Here is a 22,558-nt window from a genome sequence, read left to right as displayed (position 1 = left end):
AAAGGCAAGGCCATGTCCAAAGGCTTCACCCCATCCCCCGCGACCCCCGCCGTCATCACCGCGAATGACCTGCGCATGGGCCATTGCGTGTGGATGCGCGACGGCGGCTGGACGGCCGACCCGCGAGAGGCCGAGCTGTTCGAGGACGAGGCTATCGCCGAACTGGCCCTGCTCGACGCCATCGCCCAGGCCAATGTCGTCGTCGGTCCCTATCTGGCCGAGGCCCGCCGTGGCCCCGACGGCCGCCCGGAGCCCACGCATTTCCGCGAGGCGTTCCGCCGCCGCGGCCCCTCCAACTACTTCCATGGCAAGCAAGCCGAATTCGCCCAGTCCGAAGTCGAGGCCAGCAATGTTTGACGCGCGTCCCCAGCATAACGAATATCTCCGCCACCGCGCCCAGCAGTTCCGCCAGCAGGTCGAGCGCCGGCTGGACGGCAGCCTGACCGAGGACGAGTTCCGGCCGCTGCGGCTGATGAACGGCGTATACCTGCAATTGCATGCCTATATGCTGCGGGTGGCCATTCCCTATGGCACCATCAGCCCCGACCAGATGCGCACCCTGGCGCTTCTGGCCGAGAAATGGGACAAGGGCTATGGCCATTGGACCACGCGGCAGAACATCCAGTACAACTGGCCGAAGCTGGTCGATATCCCGGACATGCTGGACGCCCTGGCCGATGTCGGCCTGCACGCCATCCAGACCTCGGGCAACACGATCCGCAACGTGACCACCGACGCCTTCGCCGGCGCCGCCGCCGACGAGGTCGCCGATCCGCGCCCCTATGCCGAGCTGCTGCGGCAATGGTCCACCGACCATGCCGAGTTCCAGTTCCTGCCGCGCAAGTTCAAGATCGCCGTCTCGGGCGGCAAGAAGGACCGTGCCGTCATCGCCGCGCATGACATCGGCTTGCGGCTGGTCAGCAACGACAGGGGCGAGCTGGGCTATCAGGTCTGGATCGGTGGCGGCCTGGGCCGCACGCCGCTGCTGGGCAAGGTGGTGCGCGAGTATCTGCCCGAGGCCGATCTGCTGCCCTATATCGAGGCGATCATCGCCGCCTACAACCTCTCCGGCCGCCGCGACAACAAGTACAAGGCCCGCATCAAGATCACCGTGGCCGAGCGCGGCCTCGACGTGATGCGCGAGGAGATCGAGGCCGAGTTCCAGCGCCGCCGCCAGGCCTTCACCGGTGCCGACCAGGACCTGCTGGCGGCGCTGAAAAGCCTCTATGCCCCGCCGGCCTTCCGCAACGAGCCCGAAGGGGACTACGAAGAGCGCCGCGCCGCGAATCCCGCCTTCCGCAGCTGGACCGACACCAACCTGTCGGCCCACAAGCAGGAGGGCTATGCCAGCGTCACCGTGACCTTCAAGGCGCCGGGCCAGACGCCGGGCGATGCCTCGGCTGAACAGATGCGCCTGCTGGCGGACCTGGCCGAGCGTTTCGGCCATCACGACCTGCGCATCAGCCACGAGCAGAACGTGGTGCTGCCGCATGTCCACAAGTCCGACCTGTTCGCGGTCTATCAGGAGCTGAAGGCCGCCGGCCTCGCCACCGCCAATGCGGGCCTGATCAGCGATATCGTCGCTTGCCCGGGCATGGACTACTGCACGCTGGCCACCGCCCGCTCGATCCCGATCGCCCAGGACATCGCGGCGCATTTCCGCGCCCGCGGCCTCGAGGAAGAAATCGGCAAGTTCAACATCCGCATCTCGGGCTGCATCAACGCCTGCGGCCACCACCACCTGGGCCATATCGGCATCCTGGGCCTGGACCGCGCGGGGGTCGAGAACTACCAGATCACGCTGGGCGGCGACGGCTACGACATCCCGGCCATCGGCCAGCGCGCCGGCGCGGGTTTCCCGGCCGAAGAGGTGGTGCCGGCCATCGACCGGCTGATCGACGCCTATCTGGAACTGCGCGAGTCCCCCGAGGAGCGCTTCATCGACGCCTATCGCCGTCTGGGAGTGGCTCCGTTCAAGGCGGCGCTGTATCCGGCCGATGCTTGACCAGACGCTGGATGCCCGCGCGGCGCGGCTGAACGACCGCTATCGCCACCACGCCGCGACCGAGGTGCTGCGGCGCGCGTTGCGCGATCCCGACCTGGGCTCGACCACGCTGGTCTCGAGCTTCGGGGCGGAATCGGTGGTGCTTCTGCACATGGTTTCGGTGGTGGCTCCGGGGACGCCGGTGCTGTTCATCGACACGATGATGCTGTTCCAGGAGACGCTGGACTACCAGCTGGAAGTGACCCAGAAGCTGGGGCTGACCGACGTGCGGGTGATCCGCGCCACCGGACGCGAGGTGGCGCTGAACGACCCGGACGGCACGCTGCACCAGTTCAACACCGATGCCTGCTGCGATTTCCGCAAGACCATCCCCCTGGAGCGCGAGCTGTCGAAGTTCGACGCCTGGATCACCGGGCGCAAACGCTTCCAGGGCGGCGAGCGCCAGCAGCTGGAATTCTTCGAATCCGAGCCGCCTTCGCGGCTGCGCATCAATCCGCTGGCGCATTGGCGCCCCCAGGATGTCCAGGACTACATGGCCGAGAACAACCTGCCGCGCCATCCGCTGGTCGCCAAGGGCTATGCCTCGATCGGCTGCGCCCCCTGCACCTCGCCCATCAAGCCGGGCGAGGATCCGCGCGCCGGCCGCTGGCGGGGCAGCCAGAAGACCGAATGCGGCATCCATTTCATCGGCGGGCGCATGGTCCGCACAGGAGCGTAGGCATGAGCGATTTCTTCCTTGTCCGCGATGACGGTTTCCATCCCGATGACGGGGCCGAGCCGGTGACCTTGGCGCCGGATACCGATCCGGCGATCCTGGGCGACTATCTGGACCATGAGCTGATCGCCATCGAGTTCCCGGCGATGACGGACGGGCGCGGCTTTTCGCTGGCCCGCATCCTGCGCGAAAAGGGCTACAAGGGCCGGCTGCGCGCCGTGGGCGGGCTGATCTCGGACCAATATGCCATGGCCCGCCGCGTCGGCTTCGACGAGGTGCGCATCCCGGCCGCGCTGGCCGCCCGCCAGCCGCAGGAGCAATGGCTCTATCGCGCCGACTGGCAGGACTGGGACCATCGGTCGCGGCTTGCCGGCTGAAACCCGGGGTTTCGCCCCGCCTTCCCATGCATTAGATAAACCGGGACCCCGAATATGACACTGGATCTTTCCGTGGACCTTGCCGCCAAACCCGCCAAGACCTTGCCCGACGCCCAGACCGTGACCTCGGTCAGGCATTGGACGGATCGGCTGTTCTCGTTCCGCGTCACGCGCCCGGCCAGCCTGCGCTTCCGCTCGGGCGAGTTCGTGATGATCGGCCTGCCGGACGACAACGGCAAGCCGATCCTGCGCGCCTATTCCATCGCCTCGCCCAATTGGGACGAGGAGCTGGAATTCTATTCGATCAAGGTGCCGGACGGGCCGCTGACCTCGCGGTTGCAGAACATCCAGCCGGGCGACCAGATCATCCTGCGGCCCAAGCCGGTCGGCACGCTGGTGCTGGACGCGCTCCTGCCCGGCAAGCGCATGTGGTTCCTGGCCACTGGCACCGGCATCGCGCCCTTCGCTTCGCTCATGCGCGACCCCGAGACCTATGAGCGCTACGAGCAGGTCATCATGATGCATACCTGCCGCACCGCCGACGAGCTGGCCTATGGCCGCGAACTGGTCGAGAACCTGCGGCACGACCCGCTGCTGGGCGAGCTCTATGGCGAGGAATTCGCCAACCGGCTGCTGTATTATCCCACGACCACGCGGGAAGAGACGCAATACATGGGCCGCATCACCGACAACCTGACCTCGGGCAAGGTGTTCGCCGACCTGAACCTGCCGCCGATGGATGCGGCAAATGACCGCGCCATGATCTGCGGCAGCCTGGCCTTCAACACCGATGTGAAGGCGGTGCTGGAAGGGTTCGGCCTGCGCGAGGGTGCCAACAGCGATCCCAAGGAATTCGTGGTCGAGAAGGCCTTCGTCGGCGACGGCATTTGAACGTGGCGCGGGGGGCTCTGCCCCCCACGCCTTGCGCGCCCCTGGATGGGGCACGCAAGGCGTTCCCCCCGGGATATTTGGACACGAAAGAAGCCCGGCGTTGACAGTTCGCCGGGCGATGCCCATGTTCCGGCGCCGAATCAAGCGAAGGAATCTTCATGCCCGTCGTCGTCGTTGAATCACCGGCCAAGGCCAAAACGATCAACAAATACCTGGGCGACGACTATACGGTTCTGGCCTCGTTCGGGCATGTGCGCGACCTGCCGCCCAAGGACGGCAGCGTCGATCCCGAGGCGGATTTCGCCATGAAATGGGAAGTCGCCTCGGAATCGAAAAAGCACGTCAAGGCGATCAAGGACGCGTTGGCCTCGGACCCGAACCTGATCCTGGCCACCGACCCCGACCGCGAGGGCGAGGCGATTTCCTGGCACCTGCTGGAAACCCTGGCGCCGGCGCTGAAGAAGGGCGCCGAGGTCAGCCGCGTCACCTTCAACGCCATCACCAAGGCGGCGGTGACCGAGGCCATGGCCAATCCGCGCCAGATCGACCAGCCGCTGGTCGACGCCTATCTGGCGCGCCGGGCGCTGGACTATCTGGTCGGCTTCAACCTGTCGCCGGTCCTGTGGCGCAAGCTGCCCGGCGCCAAGTCCGCCGGCCGGGTGCAATCGGTCGCCCTGCGCGTCATCGTCGATCGCGAGATGGAGATCGAGGCCTTCAAGGCCCGCGAATACTGGTCGGTCCATGCCCGGCTGGCGACGCCGCGCGGCGACGAATACGACGCGACCATGACCGTCTTCGGCGGCAAGAAGCTGGAACGCTTCGACATCGCCGACGAGGAAGCTGCGAAGCTGGCCGTGGCGGCGATCGCCTCGCGCGAGTTGAAGGTCGCCAGCGTCGCTGCCAAGCCCGCCAGCCGCAATCCCTGGCCGCCCTTCATGACCTCGACCCTTCAGCAGGAGGCCAGCCGCAAGCTGGGCCTGGGCGCGCGGGCCTGCATGTCGGCGGCGCAGCGGCTCTACGAGGCGGGCCACATCACCTATATGCGCACCGACGGCATCGACATGGCGCCCGAGGCGGTGATGGCGGCGCGCGACGCGATCAAGGCGCGCTTCGGAGCGGAATACCTGCCGAAATCGCCGCGCATGTACAAGAACAAGGCCAAGAACGCGCAAGAGGCGCATGAATGCATCCGGCCGACCGACATGATGCTGTCGCCCGACCGGCTGCCGGTCTCGGACAAGGACCAGAAGGCGCTTTACGACCTGATCTGGAAGCGCACCATCGCCAGCCAGATGGAATCGGCGCGGATGGAGCGCACCACGGTCGAGATCGCCAGCCCCGACGGCCAGGTCGGCCTGCGCGCCAACGGGCAGGTGATGCTGTTCGACGGCTTCCTGCGGGTCTATGACCAGGGCCGCGACGACGAGGAGGACGAGGACAGCCGGCGCCTGCCGCTGATTCACGAGGGCGAGGCGGCCGAGAAGCGCGCCGTCACGCCCGAGCAGCATTTCACCCAGGCGCCGCCACGCTATACCGAGGCGACGCTGGTCAAGCGCATGGAAGAGCTGGGGATCGGCCGGCCCTCGACCTATGCCAGCATCGTGACCACCATTCAGGACCGCGACTATGTCCGCAAGGAGCAGAACCGCCTGATCCCAGAGGACAAGGGCCGGCTGGTCACGATCTTCCTGCTGAAATATTTCCCGCGTTATGTCAGCTACGACTTCACCGCCAACCTGGAGGGGGAACTTGACGACATCTCCTCGGGCGAGCGCGCCTATCGCGAGGTGCTGCGCCGTTTCTGGCGGGACTTCACCGCGGCGCTGGAGGGCACCTCCGAGCTGCGCATCGGCGAGGTGCTGGAGGCGATCGACGAGACCCTGGCGCCGCATCTCTACCCGCCGCGGCCCGACGGTTCGGATCCGCGCGAATGCCCGCTCTGCCACAAGGGCCGGCTGCATCTGAAGACGGCGCGTTCGGGCGGAGCCTTCATCGGCTGCTCGAACTACCCCGATTGCCGCTTTACCCGGCCGATTTCCTCGCCCGATGCCGAGGTGGTGGGCGATGCCGTGCTGGGCGTGGACAATGGCGATGAGATCAGCCTGAAGAACGGTCGCTTCGGCCCTTACGTGCAGCGCGGCGAGGCGACGGCGGAGAAACCGAAGCCGCCTCGCGCCTCGATCCCCAAGGGCTGGGACCTGGCCTCTGTGGACCTGGAGCGGGCGCTGGCCCTGCTGGCCCTGCCGCGCGAGATCGGCCCGCATCCCGAGGACGGCGTCCCGGTCGAGGCCGGCATCGGCCGCTATGGCCCCTATGTGAAGCATGGCGCGAAATACGCCAACCTGCCGGAGGTCGACGAGGTCTTCACCATCGGCATGAACCGCGCCGTCGAGGTGCTGGCCCAGAAGGTCACCCGCGGCAGGGCCGCCGCCGCGCCGCTGGCGGAACTGGGCGAGCATCCCGAGGGCGGGCCGGTGCAGGTGATGAGCGGCCGCTACGGGCCGTATGTCAAATGGGGCAAGGTCAATGCGACGCTGCCACGCGACCTGGAGCCGGACTCGGTCACGCTGGAGCGTGCGCTGGAACTGATCGCCGAGAAGGCCGCGAAATCGGGCAAGAAGCCGGCGAAGAAGGCGGCTGCGAAAAAGCCGGCCGAAAAGAAGGCCGCCGCAAAGAAGCCGGCGGCTGCCAAGGCGAAGAAGGCTGGGTAAAGCGCCCGGCTTCGCCGCCGGATTCTGAGTATTTGGAAAACGGTGAAACATGCGGTTGCGCTGAAAATCAGGTGCTGCATGTTTCACCGTTTCACAAATACTCATGACGCGGCCTGGACGCTGGCGCATCGTCGCGGGTTTCGCTTTTTGATCCGAGCCGTTCTGCTGCTAGGCTCGACCCGCAAGGGTTGAGCGGAGGATGCCATGAAGGATCGAATCGTCGGGATGGGCCGTGCGGCGGCCATGGTGGTGGCGGGCTGCATCGGGCTGCCGGCGGCGGCGCAGGACGCCGCGATCTTCGACGTGATGGACCGGATCCACCCGGTCTGGGCGGAAAACGGCATGGTTTCGGCGCAGGAGCGCCTGGCTGCCGAAATCGGCCGCGACATCATGGCCAAGGGCGGCAACGCGGTCGATGCCGGCGTGGCGGTGGCCTTTGCCCTGGCCGTTACCCTGCCGCGCGCCGGCAATATCGGCGGCGGCGGCTTCATGCTGGTGCATGATGCCGGGACTGGCCAGACCCATGCCATCGATTATCGCGAAATGGCGCCGCAGGCCGCCTCGCGCGACATGTTCCTGGACGCGGCGGGCGAGGCCAACAGCGAGAAGTCGCTTTACAGCGGTGCGGCCTCGGGCGTGCCGGGGACGGTGGCCGGGATGAAGCTGGCGCTGGACAGATACGGCAGCATAGGCTGGGCGGAGGTCATCGCCCCCGCGATCCGGCTGGCCGAGGAGGGGATCACCGTCACCCCGGAACTCGCCGACAGCATCGAGGCCGAGCGCGAGCATCTGGAGAAGTTTCCCGCCAGCGCGAAGATCTTCTTCAAGGAGGGTGGCGCGGCCTATCGGCCCGGCGACCGGCTGGTGCAGGCCGACCTGGCGGCGACGCTGAAGAAGATCGCCGCCGACGGGCCGGACGGCTTCTACAAGGGCGAGGTGGCCGAGGCCATCGCCCGCTCGGTGCAGGAGGCGGGCGGGCTGATCACCGTCGAGGACATGGCCGCCTACAAGCCCGTCGAACGCGAGCCGGTGCGCGGCAGCTATCGCGGCCACGAGGTCGTGTCGATGCCGCCACCCTCCTCGGGCGGGGTGCACCTGATCCAGATCCTGAACGCGCTGGAGGGCTATCCGGTCGGGGCGCTGGGGCAGAACTCCGGCGAGACGATCCACCTGATGGCCGAGGCGATGAAGCTGGCCTATGCCGACCGCTCGGAATATCTGGGCGACCCGGATTTCGTCGATGTGCCGGTCGCGGCGCTGACCGGCAAGGATTACGCGGCCGAGATGCGCCGCAGGATCAGCGCCGATTTCGCCACGCCCTCGGTGATGATCAAGCCGGCCGACCTCGCGCCTTACGAATCCGACCAGACCACGCATTTCTCGGTGGTGGACAAGGAGGGCAATGCGGTCTCGAACACCTATACCATCAACCTGAACTATGGCTCGGGCCTGGTGGCCGAGGGCACGGGTGTCTTGATGAACAACGAGATGGACGATTTCTCGGCCAAGCCCGGCGTGCCCAACGCCTTCGGCCTGGTCGGCGGCGACGCCAATGCGGTCGAGCCGGGCAAGCGGCCGCTCTCGTCGATGACCCCGACCATGGTGCTCAAGGACGGCAAGGTCTGGCTGGTCACCGGCTCGCCCGGCGGGGCGCGGATCATCACCACGGTCCTGCAGGTGGTGATGAACATGATCGACCACGGCATGAACGTGGCCGAGGCCTCGACCGCGCCGCGCATCCATCACCAATGGCTGCCCGACGAGCTGCGCGTGGAGGAGGGCATCAGCCTCGACACCATCCGCATTCTCCAGGCCAAGGGCCATACCGTCGCGGTCAAGGAGGCGATGGGCTCGACCCAGTCGATCATGCGCGATCCGGCGACGGGGACGCTCTACGGCGCCTCGGACCCGCGCCGGCCGGATGCGGCGACGCTGGGCTACTGAGCCAGGTAGTCGCGCAGGGCGACGGCATTGTTGTGCTCGGTGTCCCTGGCGCCATAGAGCAGCGTGACCGGGCCCTTGCGGATCAACGCGCGCAATTCGCGCAAGGCTTCGGGATTGGCGTCCAGTTCCGCCGCATAGCGCCGGCGGAACTCGGGCCATTTCTGGGGATCGTGGTCGAACCAGTGCCGCAATTCGTCCGAGGGCGCGATCTCTTTCAGCCAGAGATCCGCCCCCAACGTCTCGCGGCTGATTCCGCGCGGCCAGATGCGGTCCACCAGCACCTTGCAGCCCTCTTGCGGCAGGGGCGGATCATAGGCGCGTCGAAGGGAAATGTCGGTCATGACAAGCCTCTTTCACAGGGAAATTCCCGGGCGGGTCGTCGGGTTCCCTTCGCCTTGCCACGGATTTTCGAGACGGGCGAAACCGCGTCGGTTCACATGGGAAAGCGGAGAGCCCGATCCAGCGCGGATGCCGCCATCAGTGACCATCGCCAGCCATTGCGGCGCCGATGCGTTCGGCTTGGGCAGGGTTTCAAGCCTGCGGTGACCGAGCGGCCGCAAGGCGTCAGCGAGGACGAACGGCGGCCGCAACCGAAGCGGCCCTCATCGACTGAGAGGGAAATGCCGCAACGGCGATCCGGCCGAGGCTCCGCCCCAAGCCGCTTCCGATGCTGGAAGGGGGCAAGATCGCGCGGGATCTCGATGTGGCGGATATTGCGATCCTGCCCTCGACCGGCCCGAGGTCGTCCTTGCCAACGTGGCCGCGGACGCTGCCAGTCTGCCCTGACGACCCGCAGCAATCCGATGCAGGCGCTGAGCCTGCATCGCCCGTCCCCGGGGCGCTTTCCTCCGCCCCCGGCGCGGGCTATGGTCGCGCCATGACGCAGACCGCCCTGACCCCCGAAACCATCGCCGAGCTGTTCACCCGCGACGGGCGCTATCTTTGCGCGCGCTGGGGACGGCCGGTGGCACCGGTGATCTTCGGCCTGGCCGATGAAAGCATGCCGGTGTTTCGCGACGCCATCCGGGCGGTGCTGGCCGATGCCCGCCATCCGATCGCCGAGACCGATCCCGAGATGGGGGCGAACCTGATGACCTTTTTCCTGCGTGGCTGGCAGGAGTTGCAGGATCTGCCCGATCTCGACCGGCTGACCGGCCAGCCCGGCCTGGCGGCGCGGTTGCAGGGCAGCGATGCCGAGCAGTATCGGCTGTTGCGTTTCGACGCCGGCGGCGCCATCCGGGCCTGCATCGGGTTTGTGAACATGGGCGGGGCCCTGGCCGAGGCCCATCCCGCCCAGCTGGCCGAGACCGTGGCCATGCGCGCCATGCTGAGCTTTGCCCGCGATGTCACGCCGACGCGGGAACTGGCGGCGCTGATCCGCGCCGCCTATGACCCGGTGATGCCGGCCGTGGCGACCGATCCCTCGCATGCCTTGCGGCTCGCCGCGCGCCTGCGGCAATGACCGTTTGCATGTCTTCCGTGTCCAAATATCCTCCGGGGGAGTCGCCGCAGGCGACGGGGGTGGAAAACCCCCTTTCTTCCTTGCCGGCCGGGACCGCCATGCACCGTTTCGCGATCCGCATCTATTACGAGGACACCGATCTCGCCGGGATCGTCTATTATGCGAATTACCTGAAGTTCATCGAGCGCGCCCGCTCGGAATGGCTGCGCGAACTCGGCGTGGACCAGGCGGCCTTGCAGCGCGCCGGACTGGTCTTCGCCGTGCGCCGGGTCGAGGCCGACTACCTGTCGCCGGCCCGTTTCGAGGATCTCGTGGCGGTCGAATCGCGGCTCCACGCGCTCAGCCCGGCGCGGATCGTGCTGGACCAGGCCGTCATCCGCGACGGCCGGACGCTGTTCCAGGCCCGCGTCACCCTGGCCTGCCTGGCCGCATCCGGCCGGCCGGCACGCATCCCCGCCGAGGTGGCGGCGCGGCTCGGGGCCGGCGGTCTCGCGGGCAATTGACGCAGAATTGACGCGGCCCGGGGTTGCTCCGTTGGGCGGTTCTGCTAACTGGCCTTTCAGCAGAAGCCGCATCTTTAGCGGCCCAAAGGACAGGCCGAATTCCATGGAACAACTCGCCGGAGCCGGGCAGCCGGTCGATTTCTCGCTCATCGCGCTGTTCGCGCGCGCCTCGCTGACCGTCCAGATCGTCATGGTGATCCTGATCCTGGCCTCGTTCTGGGCCTGGGCGATCATCATCCAGAAGTTCATTGCCTTCAACGCCGCCCGGCGCGAGGCGGACCGCTTCGACCGCGCCTTCTGGTCGGGCCAGCCGCTGGACGATCTTTACGACCGCATCGGCGAGACGCCCTCGGGCCCGGCCGAGCGGATCTTTTCCTCGGGCATGGCCGAATGGCGGCGCAGCCATCGCGACGACGGCAACCTGATCGCCGGGGTGACCGCGCGCATCGACCGCGCCATGAACGTCACCATCAACCGCGAGAACGACCGCCTGACCCGCGGCCTGCCCTTCCTGGCCACGGTGGGCTCGACCGCGCCCTTCATCGGCCTGTTCGGCACCGTCTGGGGCATCAAGACCGCCTTCGAGGAGATCGCGATCTCGCAGAACACCTCGCTGGCCGTGGTGGCGCCGGGCATCGCCGAGGCGCTGGTGGCGACGGCGCTTGGCCTGCTGGCGGCGATTCCGGCGGTGATCTTCTACAACAAGCTCAGCTCGGACGCCGACCGCATCACCGGGGGATACGAGACCTTCGCCGACGAGTTCTCGACCATCCTCTCGCGCCAGCTGGACGACGAATAAGATGGGTGCCGGGGTCGTCAAACGCAGCCGCAACGGCAAGGGTCGCACCCGCAGCCAGCCGATGGCGGAAATCAACGTCACGCCTTTCGTGGACGTGATGCTGGTGCTGCTGATCATCTTCATGGTGGCGGCGCCGCTTCTGACCGGGGGCGTGCCGCTGGAACTGCCCAAGACCGCCGCCCAGGCCGTGCCCGCCGAGCCCGAGGAGCCGCTGAGCGTCTCGGTCACCCCCGAGGGGCCGATCCTGGTCATGACCAGCGAGGTGCCCGAGGATGAGCTGGTCACCCGGCTGCGCGCCGTCGCCGCCGAACGGCAGAGCGACAAGATCTACCTGCGCGCCGACGGCTCGATCCCCTATGCCCGGATCATGCAGGTCATGGGGGCGCTGAACGCGGCCGGCTTCAACAATATCGTCCTGGTGACCGAGGCCGGCGGGCCGCGGATGGACGCGGGCGCGGATGGCTGAAGCCATGGATCGGGCGGAACGCATCGGCTTCTGGATCTCGGGCATCGGTCACGCCGGGCTGCTGGGCGCGGCCCTGGTCGGCGGCGCGCTGTTCCGGCCGCAGCCGCTGGAGGCGGTGCGCATGGCCGAGGTCGCGACCATGTCCGAGGCCGAGTTCCAGTCGCTGGCCGCCGCCGCTGCCGGGCGCGGCCCGGTCTCCGATGCGGCCGCGACCACGCCGGCCCAACCGCGCCCGCCTGCCGACGAAAACCGGCTGGGCGAGGTCGAGGCGGTGAGCCCGCCCGCCCCCGATGCGCAGGCGGCGGAATTGACCACGCCCCCGTCCCGGCCCGAGGCGCGGCCGGACCTGTCGGATTTCCAGACCCCGAACCGGCCCGTCGCCGTGGCGACCGATGCGCCGCGTCCCGCCGAGCCCGAGAACACCGTCGAGTTGGCGGCGTTGCCGCAGAACTCCGACCGCCCCGATCCGGCGCGCAACCCCGCGCAGCCGCAGTCGCCGGCGCCGATCCCGCAGCGTTCGGCGCTGGCCCCGGTCGAATCGGCCCGTCCGCGCGGCCGCCCCGAAGGGCTGGCCGAGGCCGTGCAGGCCCGCCGCCAGGCGGCGGAGGCGGCACGCCAGCGCGAGCAATTGCTGGCCCGGCAAGAGGCCGAGGCCGCCGCCGAGCGTGCCGCCGCCGCCCAGGCCGAGGAAGCTGCCGCCCGCCGCGCCGCCGAGGAGCGCGCACGGGACGAGCGCCGCGAGGCCGAGCGCAGGCAGGCCGAGACCGAGGCGGCCCGCAAGGCCGAGGAGGTTGCCGAGCGCGCTCGCCGCCTTGCCGCTGCCGAAGCCGCCGAGAGGGCCGCCGCCGACGAAGCCGCCGCCGAGAAACGCGCTGCCGAGCGCAGGGCCGAGGCCGAGCGCCGCGCCGCTGCCGAAAAGGCGGCCGCCGAGAAGGCTGCGGCCGAGAAGGCCGAGGCCGAGAGGAAGGCCGCCGAGGCCCAGGCCCGCAAGGAAGCCGAGGAAAAGGCCGCCGCCGAACGCGCTGCCGCCGAGAAGAAGGCGGCCGAGAAGGCAGCCGCGGAGGCCAAGGCCCGCGAACAGGCCGAGGCAGAGCGCAAGGCCGCCGAGGCCGCCAAGCAGGCCGCGCTGGCCGAGGCGATGCAGGACCAGGGCTCGGGCGGTTCGGGTGGCGGCGGGGCCGCGGCGAACGGGCCGCCGCTGAGCCAGGGCGAAAAGGACGGCTTCCGCGTCGCGGTCGAGCAATGCTGGAACCGCGGCTCGCTGTCGACCGAGGCCAGCCGGACCACGGTTTCGGTGCAATTCGCGATGGCGCCGGACGGCACGGTGGAAAAGGGCTCGCTGCGCATGATCGGCCATGACGGCGGCTCGGACGCGGCGGCGAAGCAAGCCTACGAGGCGGCGCGCCGGGCGATCCTGATGTGCGAAAAGGGCGGCTACAAGCTGCCGCCGGAAAAATACAACCGCTGGAAGGACGTCATCATCGACTTCAACGCCAGCGGCGGCGCGCGGGTGAAGTGATATGGCATCCCACATGGCATCCCGCTGCGCGACACTCTATCCTGCAACCAAGACCTCCAGAGGGCGATTCATGTTGCGAAAATTCTTGCTGACTTCCGTCATGGCCCTTGCCGGCTTCGGTCTTGCCGCGCCGGTGTTGGCGCAGGACGGCCCCCTGCGGATCGAGATCACCGACGGGGTGATCGAGCCGATGCCCTTTGCCATCGCCCGCTTTCACGACGAGGGCGGGGCGGGCGAATACCTGGCGCAGGTGCAGAACCTGATCGCCGCCGACCTGACCGGCACCGGGCTGTTCCGCGAGATCCCGGCCAGCGCCCATATCGCGCGTCCCGAAAGCTTCGAGGCGCCGGTCTCCTACGAGGACTGGAAGGCGATCAACGCCCAGGCGCTGATCACCGGTTCGGTCAAGGTCGAGGGCGGCAAGGTCGTCGTCAAGTTCCGGCTGTTCGACGTCTTCGCCGGCCAGCCGCTGGGCGACGGCATGCAGTTCGACGCCGCGACCGGCAACTGGCGCCGGGCCGCGCACAAGGCCGCCGACCAGGTCTATTCGCGGCTGACCGGCGAGGGGCCCTATTTCGACAGCCGCGTCGCCTTCGTGCAGGAGACCGGCCCCAAGGACGCCCGCCGCAAGCGCATCGGCATCATGGATTACGACGGCGCCAACGTGAAATGGCTGACCGACGATGCGACGCTGGTGCTGAAGCCGCGCTTCTCGCCCGACGGCTCGCGCCTGCTTTACACCAGCTATGCCACGGGCTTCCCGCAAGCGATGATGATGGACGTGAACTCGCTGGCCACCCGCCAGCTTGGCGCGGGCCAGCAGGGCACGATGAGCTTTTCGCCCCGCTTTTCGCCGGACGGGCGCTGGATTCTCTATTCGCTGGAGAAGAACGGCAATACCGACATCTACCAGATGGATGCCGCGACCGGGGCGCAGCGGGCGCTGACCAACGCGCCCTCGATCGAGACCTCGCCCAGCTACAGCCCCGACGGCAAGCAGATCGTGTTCGAGAGCGACCGCTCGGGCACGCCGCAGCTTTACATCATGGGGGCGAATGGCGGCGAGCCCAGGCGGATCAGCTTTGGCGAGGGGCGCTATGGCACGCCGGTCTGGTCGCCGCGCGGCGACATGATCGCCTTTACCCGGCAGGTTGGCGGCAAGTTCCACATCGGCGTCATGCGCACCGATGGCTCGGAAGAGAAAATGCTGACGGAATCGTTCCTTGACGAGGGCCCGACTTGGGCCCCCAATGGCCGCGTCGTGATGTTCACGCGGGTGACCCCGGGCGGCGACGGCCAGCCGCGCCTGCATTCGGTGGATATCACGGGGCGCAACATGCGCCCGGTCAAGATCAACGGCGCGGCTTCGGACCCCGACTGGGGCCCGTTGCTGCCCTGAAGTGCGTGAAATGGACAGGATTATGAAAACTTTCATGAAAATTGCCGCGGTCGGCGCCATTCTCGCGCTGGCGGCCTGCGCCCGGCCGGCGCAGGACATGCAGATTCAGGACCCCTATGCCGGGGCGGGCGGCGCGTCGGGCGTCGGCTCGGCCGTGCTGCCGGGCAGCGCCGAATATTTCAAGGCCAGCGTCGGCGACACGGTCCTGTTCCCGCTGGACCAGTCCACGCTGACCCCCGAGGCGCGGGTGATCCTGGCCAACCAGGCTGGCTGGCTGAACCAGAATGCCGGTTTCGCCGCCGTGATCGAGGGCCATGCCGATGAGCAGGGCACCCGCGAATACAACCTCGCGCTGGGTGCGCGCCGTGCCAATTCGGTGCAGGAATACCTGATCTCGCAGGGCATCGCGCCGGGCCGGTTGCGCACCGTCAGCTATGGCAAGGAACGTCCGCTGGCGATCTGCTCGACCGAGGAATGCTTCACCAAGAACCGCCGTGCCGTGACGGTGGTCAGCCCAGGGGCGGGCATGTGATGGCCGGCCGGGGCTTCAGGGGGCTGCTTCTCGCGGCCGGGTTCGCGCTGGCGGCGCTGCCGGTGGCGGCGCAGGACGCGCAGACCCTGGCCGATATCCGCGCCGAGCTGAACCAGCTTTCAGCCGACCTGCAAAGCCTGCGCGCGCAGCTTGTCGCCTCGGGCCCGGCGGGCTTCGCGGCGGCGGGCGGCGACAGCGCCATCGACCGCATGAACGCCATGGAGGCGCGGCTGGCGCAGCTGACCGGCCAGACCGAGCAGTTGCAGAACCGCATCGACCGCATCGTCCGGGACGGCACCACCCGCATCGGCGATATCGAGTTCCGCCTTTGCGAGATGGAGGAGGGCTGCGACCTGGGCAGCCTGACCACGCCGACGCTGGGCGAGCAGGGCGGATCGGTGCCCCTGCCGCCCTCGGACCAGCAGGGCGCGCTGACGCAACCCAAGACCCCTTCGTCCGGGGCTGCCGCGACCGCGGCGGAAAAGGCGGATTTCGACCGGGCCCGGGAGGTGCTCGGTCAGGGTGACTTTCGTCGTGCTGCGGAGCTCTTCGCGGCCATCGCCGAAACCCATGTTGGCGGTCCGCTGACCGCCGAGGCGCTGTTCCTGCGCGGGACGGCGCTGGATTCCGCCGGCGATCTGGAAGGCGCGGGCGTGGCCTGGCTGGAAAGCTTTGCCGCCAACCCGAACGGGCCGCAGGCGGCGGATGCGCTGCTGGGCCTGTCGCGGGCCATGTCCGCCAAGGCCGGCCCGCAAGAGGGCTGCTTCTACCTTCAGGAAATCGTCGCCCGCTTCCCCGACGCGCCGCAGGCCGCCGAGGCCGAGCGGCGCATCGCCGATACCGGCTGCGATGCGCCCGTCGAGGGCTCGGCCGAGGATCTGGACCCCGAGGCGGCGGCGGATCTCGCGGATGAGGGCTGAGCCGGTCGAGGCGCGGGTCCATGCCGCGCTCGACCGTCTGGCCGCTGGCCGCCCCGCGCTCGGCATCGCCTTGTCGGGGGGCGGCGATTCCACCGCATTGCTGCATCTGGCCCATGGCTGGGGCCATGCGCGCCTGCTGGCGGCGACGGTCGATCACGGGCTGCGCCCCGGCTCGGCCGAGGAGGCGCGTCAGGCCGGGCTGACGGCGGGCGCCCTGGGCATCCCGCATGAAATCCTGCGCTGGACGCGGCGGGGTGGCGGCAACCTGATGGCCGCCGCGCGCGAGGCCCGGTTGCGCCTGCTGGCCGATTGGGCGCAGCGGCACGGGCTGTCCGCCGTGCTTCTGGGCCATACGCTGGACGATCAGGCCGAGACGCTGCTGATGCGCCTGAACCGGGGTGCGGGGGTGGACGGGCTGTCGGCCATGGCGCCGGCGCGCGAGGCTTTCGGGATGACCTGGCTGCGCCCTTTGCTGGAGGTGACCCGTGCCGATCTGCGGCGCTGGCTGGCAACGCGCGGGCTGGATTGGACCGACGATCCCTCGAACGAGAACCAGGATTTCGAGCGGGTGCGGGTGCGCAAGGCCATTGCCACGCTGGACCTGCCGATCGGGCAACTGGCGCAATCGGCTGCCAATCTTGCCATGGCGCGGGATGCGCTGCGCGAGTTCGCCGCGCGGCTGGCCGAAGGCGCGCAGAGCCGCGCCGGTTCACTGGCGCTGCCGCTGGCCGCCTTTCGCCAGGCGCCGCTGGAGATCCGGCGGCGTCTGCTCGTCGCCGGGCTGCGCTTTGTCGGCGGCGGCGATTACCCGCCCCGGCGTGCGCCGCTGCTGCATGCGCTGGCGGCGCTGGAAGGCGAGGCCAGGCTGACGCTGGACGGCGTGATCGTCGAGCCGCGCCAAGGCCTGCTGTGGCTGATCCGCGAACCCGTCGCCGCCCTGCGCAGCCCCGCTGCCGAGGGGGCCGAGGCGATCTGGGACCGGCGCTGGCGGGTCGAGGGCGTGCGGCCCGGCGAGCAGGTGCGGGCCGTGGGGCATGAGCCGCTGCCGGGGCTGGACTGGCGCGGAGCGGGGCTGATGCGGGACGAGGCCGCGGCCAGTCCCGGCATCTGGACGGGCGACCGGCTGATCGCCGCGCCGGTGCTGCGGCCGGCCCCGGGCTACGGCGCAAAGCCGCTGCGCGGGATGCAGGAATTCCGCGCCTTGCTGTATACGCATTGAACCTGACGCCGGAATCCCTATTTTCAAGCGAAAGCCTGTTTACCCGCGGAGGACATGCCTTTGGGCAACGCGCGCAATATCGCCTTTTGGGTGGTCCTGTTTCTGATGATCCTGGCGCTGTTCAACCTGTTCAGCGACGGATCGACCCAGATGAACAGCCGCCAGATCAGCTATTCCGATTTCATCCAGCGGGTGGAAAAGGATGAGATCACCGCCGTCACCATCGATGGCGAGAATGTCGGCATCACCGACAAGGACGGCAAGCAATTCGCCACCGTCCGGCCGCAGGGCGAGGAACTGGCAAACCGCCTGATCGACCGCGGCGTGGATGTCCGGGTCGAGCGTCAGCAGCAATCGGGCTTCATGTCGCTCCTGGGCGTCTGGCTACCCTTCATCCTGCTGATCGGCGTCTGGATCTTCTTCATGAACCGCATGCAGGGCGGCGGCAAGGGCGGGGCCATGGGCTTCGGCAAGTCGCGCGCCAAGCTGCTGACCGAAAAGCACGGCCGCGTGACCTTCGACGACGTGGCCGGCATCGACGAGGCCAAGGAGGAACTGGAGGAGATCGTCGAATTCCTGCGCAACCCGCAGAAATTCAGCCGCCTCGGCGGCAAGATCCCGAAAGGCGCGCTGCTGGTCGGCCCGCCCGGCACCGGCAAGACGCTGCTCGCCCGCGCCATCGCCGGCGAGGCGGGCGTGCCGTTCTTCACCATCTCGGGCTCTGATTTCGTCGAGATGTTCGTGGGCGTAGGCGCCTCGCGCGTGCGCGACATGTTCGAACAGGCCAAGAAATCCGCCCCCTGCATCGTCTTCATCGACGAGATCGACGCGGTGGGCCGTGCCCGCGGCGTCGGCATCGGCGGCGGCAATGACGAGCGCGAGCAGACCCTGAACCAGCTGCTGGTCGAGATGGACGGCTTCGACGCGAACGAAGGCGTCATCATCATCGCCGCCACCAACCGCAAGGACGTGCTGGACCCGGCGCTGCTGCGCCCCGGCCGCTTCGACCGCCAGATCTACGTGCCGAATCCCGACATCAAGGGGCGTGAAAAGATCCTTGGCGTGCATAGCCGCAAGGTGCCGGTCGGTCCCGACGTGGACCTGCGCATCATCGCCCGCGGCACGCCGGGCTTTTCCGGCGCCGACCTGATGAACCTGGTGAACGAGGCCGCGCTGATGGCCGCGCGCATCGGCCGCCGCTTCGTCACCATGGAGGACTTCGAGAACGCCAAGGACAAGGTGATGCTGGGCGTCGAGCGCCGCAGCATGGTCCTGACCCCCGAGCAGAAGGAAAAGACCGCCTATCACGAGGCCGGCCACGCCATCGTCGGCCTGAGCCTGCCGAAATGCGATCCGGTCTACAAGGCGACGATCATCCCGCGCGGCGGCGCGCTCGGCATGGTGGTGTCGCTGCCCGAGATGGACCGGCTGAACTATCACAAGGACGAGGCCAAGCAGAAGCTGGCGATGACCATGGCCGGCAAGGCGGCCGAGATCATCAAATACGGCGAGGAGGGCGTCTCGAACGGCCCGGCCGGCGACATCCAGCAGGCCAGCCAGCTGGCCCGTGCCATGGTGATGCGCTGGGGCATGTCCGACAAGGTCGGCAACATCGACTATGCCGAGGCGCATGAGGGCTATTCCGGCAATACCGGCGGTTTCTCGGTCTCGGCGGCGACCAAGGAACTGATCGAGAAAGAGGTCCATGACCTCATCGAAGAGGGTTATCGCGAAGCCTACCGCATCCTGACCGAGAAGGAGGAGGAATTCGAGCGTCTCGCCAAGGGGCTCCTCGAATACGAGACCCTCACCGGCGAGGATATCGGCCGGGTGATCCGGGGCGAGCCGCTGGGCGGCGACGACGATGCGCCCGGCTCTACGATCCCGTCGGTCAGCGCCATTCCGCGGGCAGGGGCGGCCAAGCCCGCGCCCGACGCGGCGCCGCAGCCGCAGGGCTGAGCCGACGAGCGAGACAGGAAAAACCCCCGGACTTCGTCCGGGGGTTTTGTCATTGGCGGAAGGGTCTGGCGCGGAGCGGATGGTGGCGGTCAGAGCAGCAGAAGCGCGACGGCGCCAAGCGCGAGACCCAGGCCGAAGCCCACATTGATGACAAAGCTGGCTGCCTTCATCTCATGACCTTTCAAGAACAAAGCAAGGAGCCATGCCCCTGTGTCAGTTGAGGTCAAAACGGCGATTCTCGCCATGTCGTTCCGGTTTCGGCGGAAATCCGCCGATCCACTGCGGCAATTCGGCCACAGCCGGGGCTTGCACCGGACGGCCGGGCAGGGCATGGGACGGGTATGAGCCGTCCTGAACCCGAATTGCCGCCGAATTCCGCCATGCCTGCATTGCGCGCCCGCATCGACGCGCTGGACGCGCGGCTGGTGGCGCTTCTGGCCGAGCGCTCGGCGCTGATCGACGAGGCGGCCCGGATCAAGGCCCGCGAGAACCTGCCGGCCCGGATCGACAGCCGCGTCGAGGAGGTTGCCGCCAATGCCCGGCGGCTGGCAAGCGCGCACGGGCTGGATCCCGATCTGGCCGAGCAGCTCTGGCGCGTGATGATGGAGCATTTCATCGCCCAGGAAGACCGGGTGCTTTCCGCCCCCAGGCAGGCTTAGCGGCAAGCGTGTCGGGGGCTTTGCCCCCGCGCGTTCCGCGCTCCCCCAGGATATTTTTCCACGGAAGAAAGTGGGACGAAACCGCGCTGATTTCTTTCGTGTCCAAATATCCTGCGGGGGTCCGGGGGCGCAATGCCCCCGGCCGCGACGCCGGTCAGGCTGGACAAGGGCGCAAGGTCAGACCGGGATCATCGTGCCCTGAAGCATGGCGACATGCTTGCGCGTCTCGCCCGTTTCGGCCCAGACATCGGCGGCGACCACCATGATGCGGCGGCCGGGGCGGATCACCCGGCCCTCGGCCACCAGCCGGTCGCCGGTCGCGGGGGACATCAGGTTGATCTTCATCTCGACCGTCATGACCTCGGCCGCCTCGGGCATCAGGGTCAGCGCGGCATAGCCCGCGGCCGAATCGCCGATGCTGAAGGTCAGGCCGGCATGGCCCGCGCCCTGCTGTTGCAGCGATGTCGGCAGGATCGGCGCGGTGATGGCGATGCGCCCGGGTTCGATCAGGGCAAGTCGCGCGCCCAGCGTGCGCATCATGCTCTGGCGGTCGAAACTGGTGCGGATGCGGCTTTCCAGGTCATTCATCGAACAGGCTTTCCTGATTGCGGGGGGCGTCGAGACCCAGGTGGCGCCAGCCCAGCCGCGCCAGCATGCGGCCGCGCGGGGTGCGGCTGACCAAGCCCTGCTGCATCAGATAGGGCTCGATCACTTCCTCGATGGAATCGCGGCTTTCCGACAGCGCGGCCGAAAGCGTCTCGACCCCGACCGGGCCGCCGCCGTAATGCTCGGCCATCAGCGCCAGATAGCGGCGGTCGGCCATGTCGAGCCCCAGATGATCCACGCCAAGCCGGGTCAGGGCCGAATCGGCGATCTTGCGGGTCAGCCGGCCGTCGCCCTCGACCAGCGCGAAGTCGATCACCCGGCGCAGCAGGCGGCCGGCGATGCGCGGCGTGCCGCGGGCGCGGCGGGCGATCTCGCGCGTGCCCTCGGGTTCCGAGGGGATGCCCATCAGCCGGGCGCCGCGGGTCACGATCAGGTCGAGTTCCTCGATGGTATAGAATTGCAGCCGGGTCGGGATGCCGAAGCGGTCGCGCAAGGGGGTGGTCAGCAGGCCGAGCCGGGTGGTGGCGCCGACCAGGGTAAAGGGTTGCAGCTCGATCCGCACGGTGCGGGCGGCGGGGCCCTCGCCGATCACCAGGTCCAGCTCGAAATCCTCCATCGCCGGATAGAGGATCTCCTCGACCGCCGGGTTCATGCGGTGGATCTCGTCGATAAACAGCACGTCGCGGGCTTCCAGATTGGTCAGGATCGCGGCCAGGTCACCCGCCCGCGCCAGCACCGGGCCGGAGGTCATCTTGAAGTTCACCCCCAGCTCGCGCGCCATGATCTGCGCCAGCGTGGTCTTGCCGAGGCCGGGGGGGCCGTGGAACAGCGTGTGGTCCATGGCCTTGCCGCGCATCCGCGCGCTTTCGATAAACACGCGCAGGTTCGCCCGCGCCTCGGCCTGGCCGACGAAATCCTCGAGCCGCTGCGGGCGCAGCGCGCGATCCTCGCCGTCGCTTTCCAGCGGTTCGGGGCGCAGCATGGGATCGGGCTGGCTCATCGGCCACCCCAGGGGCCGGTGCCCGCGCCCGAGGCCATGGCTTGCAGCCGGGCGATGCGCTCCTCGGTCGGCGGGTGGGTGGCGAACAGCCGGTCCATGCGCAGCGCGTGCAGCGGGTTCACGATGAACAGGCTGGCCGAGGCGGGGTTCTTTTCGGCCGGGATGTTCACAACCTGGCCCGCCGCGCGCGAGATCTTGGCCAGCGCACCGGCCAGCGCCATCGGCCGGCCGCAGATCTCGGCGCCCATGCGGTCGGCCTCGTATTCGCGGGTGCGCGAGATCGCCATCTGCACCAGCCCCGCCGCGAGCGGCGCGAAGACCATGGCGAGGATCGCCGCCAGCCCGCCGCCGCGATTGTCGTCGCGCCCGCCGAACATGGACGAAAACATCAGCATGTTGCCCAGCATGGCGATGGCGCCGGCCATGGTGGCGGTGACGGTCATGGTCAGCGTGTCGCGATGCTTGATATGCGCCAGTTCATGCGCGATCACCCCGGCCAGTTCGTCGCGGTTCAGCACCCGCATGATGCCCTGCGTCACCGCGACGGCGGCGTTTTCCGGGTTGCGGCCGGTGGCGAAGGCGTTGGGCTGTTCGGTTTCCAGCACATAGACCTTGGGCATCGGCAGGTTTGCCCGCTGCGCCAGCGCCGCCACCATATCGACCAGTTCCGGCGCCTGCTGGCGGGTGACCGGATGCGCGCCCTGCTGGCGCAGCACCATCTTGTCGCTGTTCCACCAGGCGAAGAGATTGCCCGCCCCGGCGATCACCAGCGCGATCACCGCGCCGCCCTGGCCGCCGATCAGCCCGCCCATGCCCATGACCAGCGCGGTCAAGGCGGCCATCAGGATGAAGGTGCGCAGGTTTCCGGTCAT

The 22,558-nt window shown here is 68.5% G+C and carries 23 protein-coding genes; 18 read left to right on the top strand and 5 right to left on the bottom strand.

What is annotated here, in order from left to right; translation table 11 throughout:
• The first annotated feature begins 12 nt into the window (after nt 1-12).
• The 7 genes from AQY21_RS16490 to ggt all read left to right on the top strand — a co-directional run bounded on the left by AQY21_RS16490 (nt 13) and on the right by ggt (nt 8,643).
• Nucleotides 13-357 carry a DUF2849 domain-containing protein gene (locus AQY21_RS16490; protein ID WP_058098705.1) on the top strand — a complete coding sequence of 115 codons (345 nt, stop codon included), beginning with the start codon at nt 13-15 and terminating at the stop codon, nt 355-357.
• Nucleotides 350-2,005, top strand: a complete 1,656-nt coding sequence (locus tag AQY21_RS16485) for a nitrite/sulfite reductase (RefSeq protein ID WP_058098704.1) — start codon at nt 350-352, stop codon at nt 2,003-2,005. The genes AQY21_RS16490 and AQY21_RS16485 overlap by 8 nt, the downstream gene beginning before the upstream one ends.
• Nucleotides 1,998-2,723, top strand: a complete 726-nt coding sequence (locus AQY21_RS16480; protein WP_058098703.1) for a phosphoadenylyl-sulfate reductase — start codon at nt 1,998-2,000, stop codon at nt 2,721-2,723. The genes AQY21_RS16485 and AQY21_RS16480 overlap by 8 nt, the downstream gene beginning before the upstream one ends.
• 2 nt (nt 2,724-2,725) lie before the next feature.
• Nucleotides 2,726-3,097, top strand: a complete 372-nt coding sequence (locus AQY21_RS16475; RefSeq protein ID WP_058098702.1) for a DUF934 domain-containing protein — start codon at nt 2,726-2,728, stop codon at nt 3,095-3,097.
• Between the two features lie 54 nt (nt 3,098-3,151).
• Nucleotides 3,152-3,988 carry a ferredoxin--NADP reductase gene (locus AQY21_RS16470; RefSeq protein WP_058098701.1) on the top strand — a complete coding sequence of 279 codons (837 nt, stop codon included), beginning with the start codon at nt 3,152-3,154 and terminating at the stop codon, nt 3,986-3,988.
• A gap of 158 nt (nt 3,989-4,146) precedes the next feature.
• Nucleotides 4,147-6,699, top strand: a complete 2,553-nt coding sequence (gene topA / locus AQY21_RS16465; RefSeq protein WP_058098700.1) for a type I DNA topoisomerase — start codon at nt 4,147-4,149, stop codon at nt 6,697-6,699.
• Between the two features lie 204 nt (nt 6,700-6,903).
• Nucleotides 6,904-8,643 (top strand): gamma-glutamyltransferase, encoded by a 1,740-nt coding sequence (gene ggt, locus AQY21_RS16460; protein ID WP_203416545.1) that lies wholly within the window; start codon nt 6,904-6,906, stop codon nt 8,641-8,643.
• Here ggt and AQY21_RS16455 read toward each other — a convergent pair.
• Nucleotides 8,637-8,984 (bottom strand): DUF488 domain-containing protein, encoded by a 348-nt coding sequence (locus AQY21_RS16455; protein ID WP_058098698.1) that lies wholly within the window; start codon nt 8,982-8,984, stop codon nt 8,637-8,639. The two genes, ggt and AQY21_RS16455, sit on opposite strands and share 7 nt — an antisense overlap.
• Nucleotides 8,985-9,520: 536 nt before the next feature.
• Here AQY21_RS16455 and AQY21_RS16450 point away from each other — a divergent pair.
• The 10 genes from AQY21_RS16450 (at nt 9,521) to ftsH (ending at nt 19,421) form a co-directional block, all read left to right on the top strand.
• A complete protein-coding gene (locus tag AQY21_RS16450; RefSeq protein WP_058098697.1) occupies nt 9,521-10,105 on the top strand; it encodes a hypothetical protein in 585 nt (194 codons plus the stop codon).
• A 98-nt stretch (nt 10,106-10,203) separates the two neighbouring features.
• Nucleotides 10,204-10,608: a tol-pal system-associated acyl-CoA thioesterase gene (ybgC, locus tag AQY21_RS16445; protein ID WP_058098951.1), complete on the top strand. Its 405-nt coding sequence runs from the start codon at nt 10,204-10,206 to the stop codon at nt 10,606-10,608.
• Nucleotides 10,609-10,711: 103 nt separating this feature from the next.
• The gene (gene tolQ, locus AQY21_RS16440) at nt 10,712-11,407 is read left to right on the top strand and encodes a protein TolQ (protein ID WP_058098696.1); all 696 of its coding nucleotides are present in this window, start codon (nt 10,712-10,714) and stop codon (nt 11,405-11,407) included.
• Nucleotide 11,408: 1 nt separating this feature from the next.
• Nucleotides 11,409-11,873, top strand: a complete 465-nt coding sequence (locus AQY21_RS16435) for an ExbD/TolR family protein (RefSeq protein ID WP_058098695.1) — start codon at nt 11,409-11,411, stop codon at nt 11,871-11,873.
• Entirely contained in the window at nt 11,866-13,392 is a 1,527-nt protein-coding gene (tolA, locus tag AQY21_RS16430; RefSeq protein WP_238986811.1) for a cell envelope integrity protein TolA, read from the top strand. The genes AQY21_RS16435 and tolA overlap by 8 nt, the downstream gene beginning before the upstream one ends.
• Before the next feature lie 70 nt (nt 13,393-13,462).
• Nucleotides 13,463-14,791: a Tol-Pal system beta propeller repeat protein TolB gene (gene tolB / locus AQY21_RS16425; RefSeq protein WP_058098693.1), complete on the top strand. Its 1,329-nt coding sequence runs from the start codon at nt 13,463-13,465 to the stop codon at nt 14,789-14,791.
• 22 nt (nt 14,792-14,813) lie between these two features.
• Nucleotides 14,814-15,323, top strand: a complete 510-nt coding sequence (gene pal, locus AQY21_RS16420) for a peptidoglycan-associated lipoprotein Pal (protein WP_058098692.1) — start codon at nt 14,814-14,816, stop codon at nt 15,321-15,323.
• A complete protein-coding gene (locus tag AQY21_RS16415) occupies nt 15,323-16,243 on the top strand; it encodes a tetratricopeptide repeat protein (RefSeq protein ID WP_058098691.1) in 921 nt (306 codons plus the stop codon). The genes pal and AQY21_RS16415 overlap by 1 nt, the downstream gene beginning before the upstream one ends.
• The gene (gene tilS, locus AQY21_RS16410) at nt 16,233-17,462 is read left to right on the top strand and encodes a tRNA lysidine(34) synthetase TilS (RefSeq protein ID WP_058098690.1); all 1,230 of its coding nucleotides are present in this window, start codon (nt 16,233-16,235) and stop codon (nt 17,460-17,462) included. The genes AQY21_RS16415 and tilS overlap by 11 nt, the downstream gene beginning before the upstream one ends.
• Nucleotides 17,463-17,522: 60 nt before the next feature.
• Nucleotides 17,523-19,421, top strand: a complete 1,899-nt coding sequence (gene ftsH / locus AQY21_RS16405) for an ATP-dependent zinc metalloprotease FtsH (RefSeq protein WP_058098689.1) — start codon at nt 17,523-17,525, stop codon at nt 19,419-19,421.
• An 89-nt stretch (nt 19,422-19,510) separates the two neighbouring features.
• On the opposite strand, the gene AQY21_RS29055 is transcribed toward ftsH, so the two are convergent.
• Nucleotides 19,511-19,666, bottom strand: a complete 156-nt coding sequence (locus AQY21_RS29055; RefSeq protein ID WP_161906044.1) for a hypothetical protein — start codon at nt 19,664-19,666, stop codon at nt 19,511-19,513.
• 96 nt (nt 19,667-19,762) lie between these two features.
• On the opposite strand from AQY21_RS29055, the gene AQY21_RS16400 reads away from it, so the two are divergent.
• Nucleotides 19,763-20,080 (top strand): chorismate mutase, encoded by a 318-nt coding sequence (locus AQY21_RS16400; RefSeq protein WP_058098688.1) that lies wholly within the window; start codon nt 19,763-19,765, stop codon nt 20,078-20,080.
• Nucleotides 20,081-20,257: 177 nt separating this feature from the next.
• Here the strand turns inward: AQY21_RS16400 and AQY21_RS16395 are convergent, their stop codons facing one another.
• From AQY21_RS16395 to htpX, 3 genes are read right to left on the bottom strand one after another with little or no spacing between them, the layout of a single operon-like run.
• On the bottom strand, nt 20,258-20,668 hold the full coding sequence (locus AQY21_RS16395) for a PaaI family thioesterase (protein ID WP_058098687.1): 411 nt from the start codon (nt 20,666-20,668) through the stop codon (nt 20,258-20,260).
• On the bottom strand, nt 20,661-21,686 hold the full coding sequence (gene ruvB, locus AQY21_RS16390) for a Holliday junction branch migration DNA helicase RuvB (protein ID WP_058098686.1): 1,026 nt from the start codon (nt 21,684-21,686) through the stop codon (nt 20,661-20,663). The genes AQY21_RS16395 and ruvB overlap by 8 nt, the downstream gene beginning before the upstream one ends.
• The gene (gene htpX / locus AQY21_RS16385) at nt 21,683-22,558 is read right to left on the bottom strand and encodes a zinc metalloprotease HtpX (RefSeq protein ID WP_058098685.1); all 876 of its coding nucleotides are present in this window, start codon (nt 22,556-22,558) and stop codon (nt 21,683-21,685) included. Before htpX ends, ruvB begins: the two co-directional genes overlap by 4 nt.

Origin of the sequence: Paracoccus sp. MKU1, assembly GCF_001447385.1 — a bacterium.
Taxonomy (GTDB): domain Bacteria; phylum Pseudomonadota; class Alphaproteobacteria; order Rhodobacterales; family Rhodobacteraceae; genus Paracoccus.
The sequence above is the reverse complement of the archived record's forward strand: the minus strand, read 5'-3'. Positions and strand labels throughout refer to the sequence as shown.

What these genes read in the sequence shown, in the direction of transcription:
- ybgC (WP_058098951.1), top strand. Translation starts at nt 10,204, where the DNA reads ATGCACCGTTTCGCGATCCGCATCTATTACGAGGACACCGATCTCGCC.
- ruvB (WP_058098686.1), bottom strand. Translation starts at nt 21,686, where the DNA reads ATGAGCCAGCCCGATCCCATGCTGCGCCCCGAACCGCTGGAAAGCGAC.
- AQY21_RS16415 (WP_058098691.1), top strand. Translation starts at nt 15,323, where the DNA reads ATGGCCGGCCGGGGCTTCAGGGGGCTGCTTCTCGCGGCCGGGTTCGCG.
- AQY21_RS16450 (WP_058098697.1), top strand. Translation starts at nt 9,521, where the DNA reads ATGACGCAGACCGCCCTGACCCCCGAAACCATCGCCGAGCTGTTCACC.
- AQY21_RS16455 (WP_058098698.1), bottom strand. Translation starts at nt 8,984, where the DNA reads ATGACCGACATTTCCCTTCGACGCGCCTATGATCCGCCCCTGCCGCAA.
- AQY21_RS16485 (WP_058098704.1), top strand. Translation starts at nt 350, where the DNA reads ATGTTTGACGCGCGTCCCCAGCATAACGAATATCTCCGCCACCGCGCC.
- tolA (WP_238986811.1), top strand. Translation starts at nt 11,866, where the DNA reads ATGGCTGAAGCCATGGATCGGGCGGAACGCATCGGCTTCTGGATCTCG.
- topA (WP_058098700.1), top strand. Translation starts at nt 4,147, where the DNA reads ATGCCCGTCGTCGTCGTTGAATCACCGGCCAAGGCCAAAACGATCAAC.
- tilS (WP_058098690.1), top strand. Translation starts at nt 16,233, where the DNA reads ATGAGGGCTGAGCCGGTCGAGGCGCGGGTCCATGCCGCGCTCGACCGT.
- tolQ (WP_058098696.1), top strand. Translation starts at nt 10,712, where the DNA reads ATGGAACAACTCGCCGGAGCCGGGCAGCCGGTCGATTTCTCGCTCATC.
- tolB (WP_058098693.1), top strand. Translation starts at nt 13,463, where the DNA reads ATGTTGCGAAAATTCTTGCTGACTTCCGTCATGGCCCTTGCCGGCTTC.
- htpX (WP_058098685.1), bottom strand. Translation starts at nt 22,558, where the DNA reads ATGACCGGAAACCTGCGCACCTTCATCCTGATGGCCGCCTTGACCGCG.
- AQY21_RS16475 (WP_058098702.1), top strand. Translation starts at nt 2,726, where the DNA reads ATGAGCGATTTCTTCCTTGTCCGCGATGACGGTTTCCATCCCGATGAC.
- AQY21_RS16490 (WP_058098705.1), top strand. Translation starts at nt 13, where the DNA reads ATGTCCAAAGGCTTCACCCCATCCCCCGCGACCCCCGCCGTCATCACC.
- AQY21_RS16395 (WP_058098687.1), bottom strand. Translation starts at nt 20,668, where the DNA reads ATGAATGACCTGGAAAGCCGCATCCGCACCAGTTTCGACCGCCAGAGC.
- AQY21_RS29055 (WP_161906044.1), bottom strand. Translation starts at nt 19,666, where the DNA reads ATGGCGAGAATCGCCGTTTTGACCTCAACTGACACAGGGGCATGGCTC.
- AQY21_RS16435 (WP_058098695.1), top strand. Translation starts at nt 11,409, where the DNA reads ATGGGTGCCGGGGTCGTCAAACGCAGCCGCAACGGCAAGGGTCGCACC.
- AQY21_RS16470 (WP_058098701.1), top strand. Translation starts at nt 3,152, where the DNA reads ATGACACTGGATCTTTCCGTGGACCTTGCCGCCAAACCCGCCAAGACC.
- AQY21_RS16480 (WP_058098703.1), top strand. Translation starts at nt 1,998, where the DNA reads ATGCTTGACCAGACGCTGGATGCCCGCGCGGCGCGGCTGAACGACCGC.
- AQY21_RS16400 (WP_058098688.1), top strand. Translation starts at nt 19,763, where the DNA reads ATGAGCCGTCCTGAACCCGAATTGCCGCCGAATTCCGCCATGCCTGCA.
- ggt (WP_203416545.1), top strand. Translation starts at nt 6,904, where the DNA reads ATGAAGGATCGAATCGTCGGGATGGGCCGTGCGGCGGCCATGGTGGTG.
- pal (WP_058098692.1), top strand. Translation starts at nt 14,814, where the DNA reads ATGAAAACTTTCATGAAAATTGCCGCGGTCGGCGCCATTCTCGCGCTG.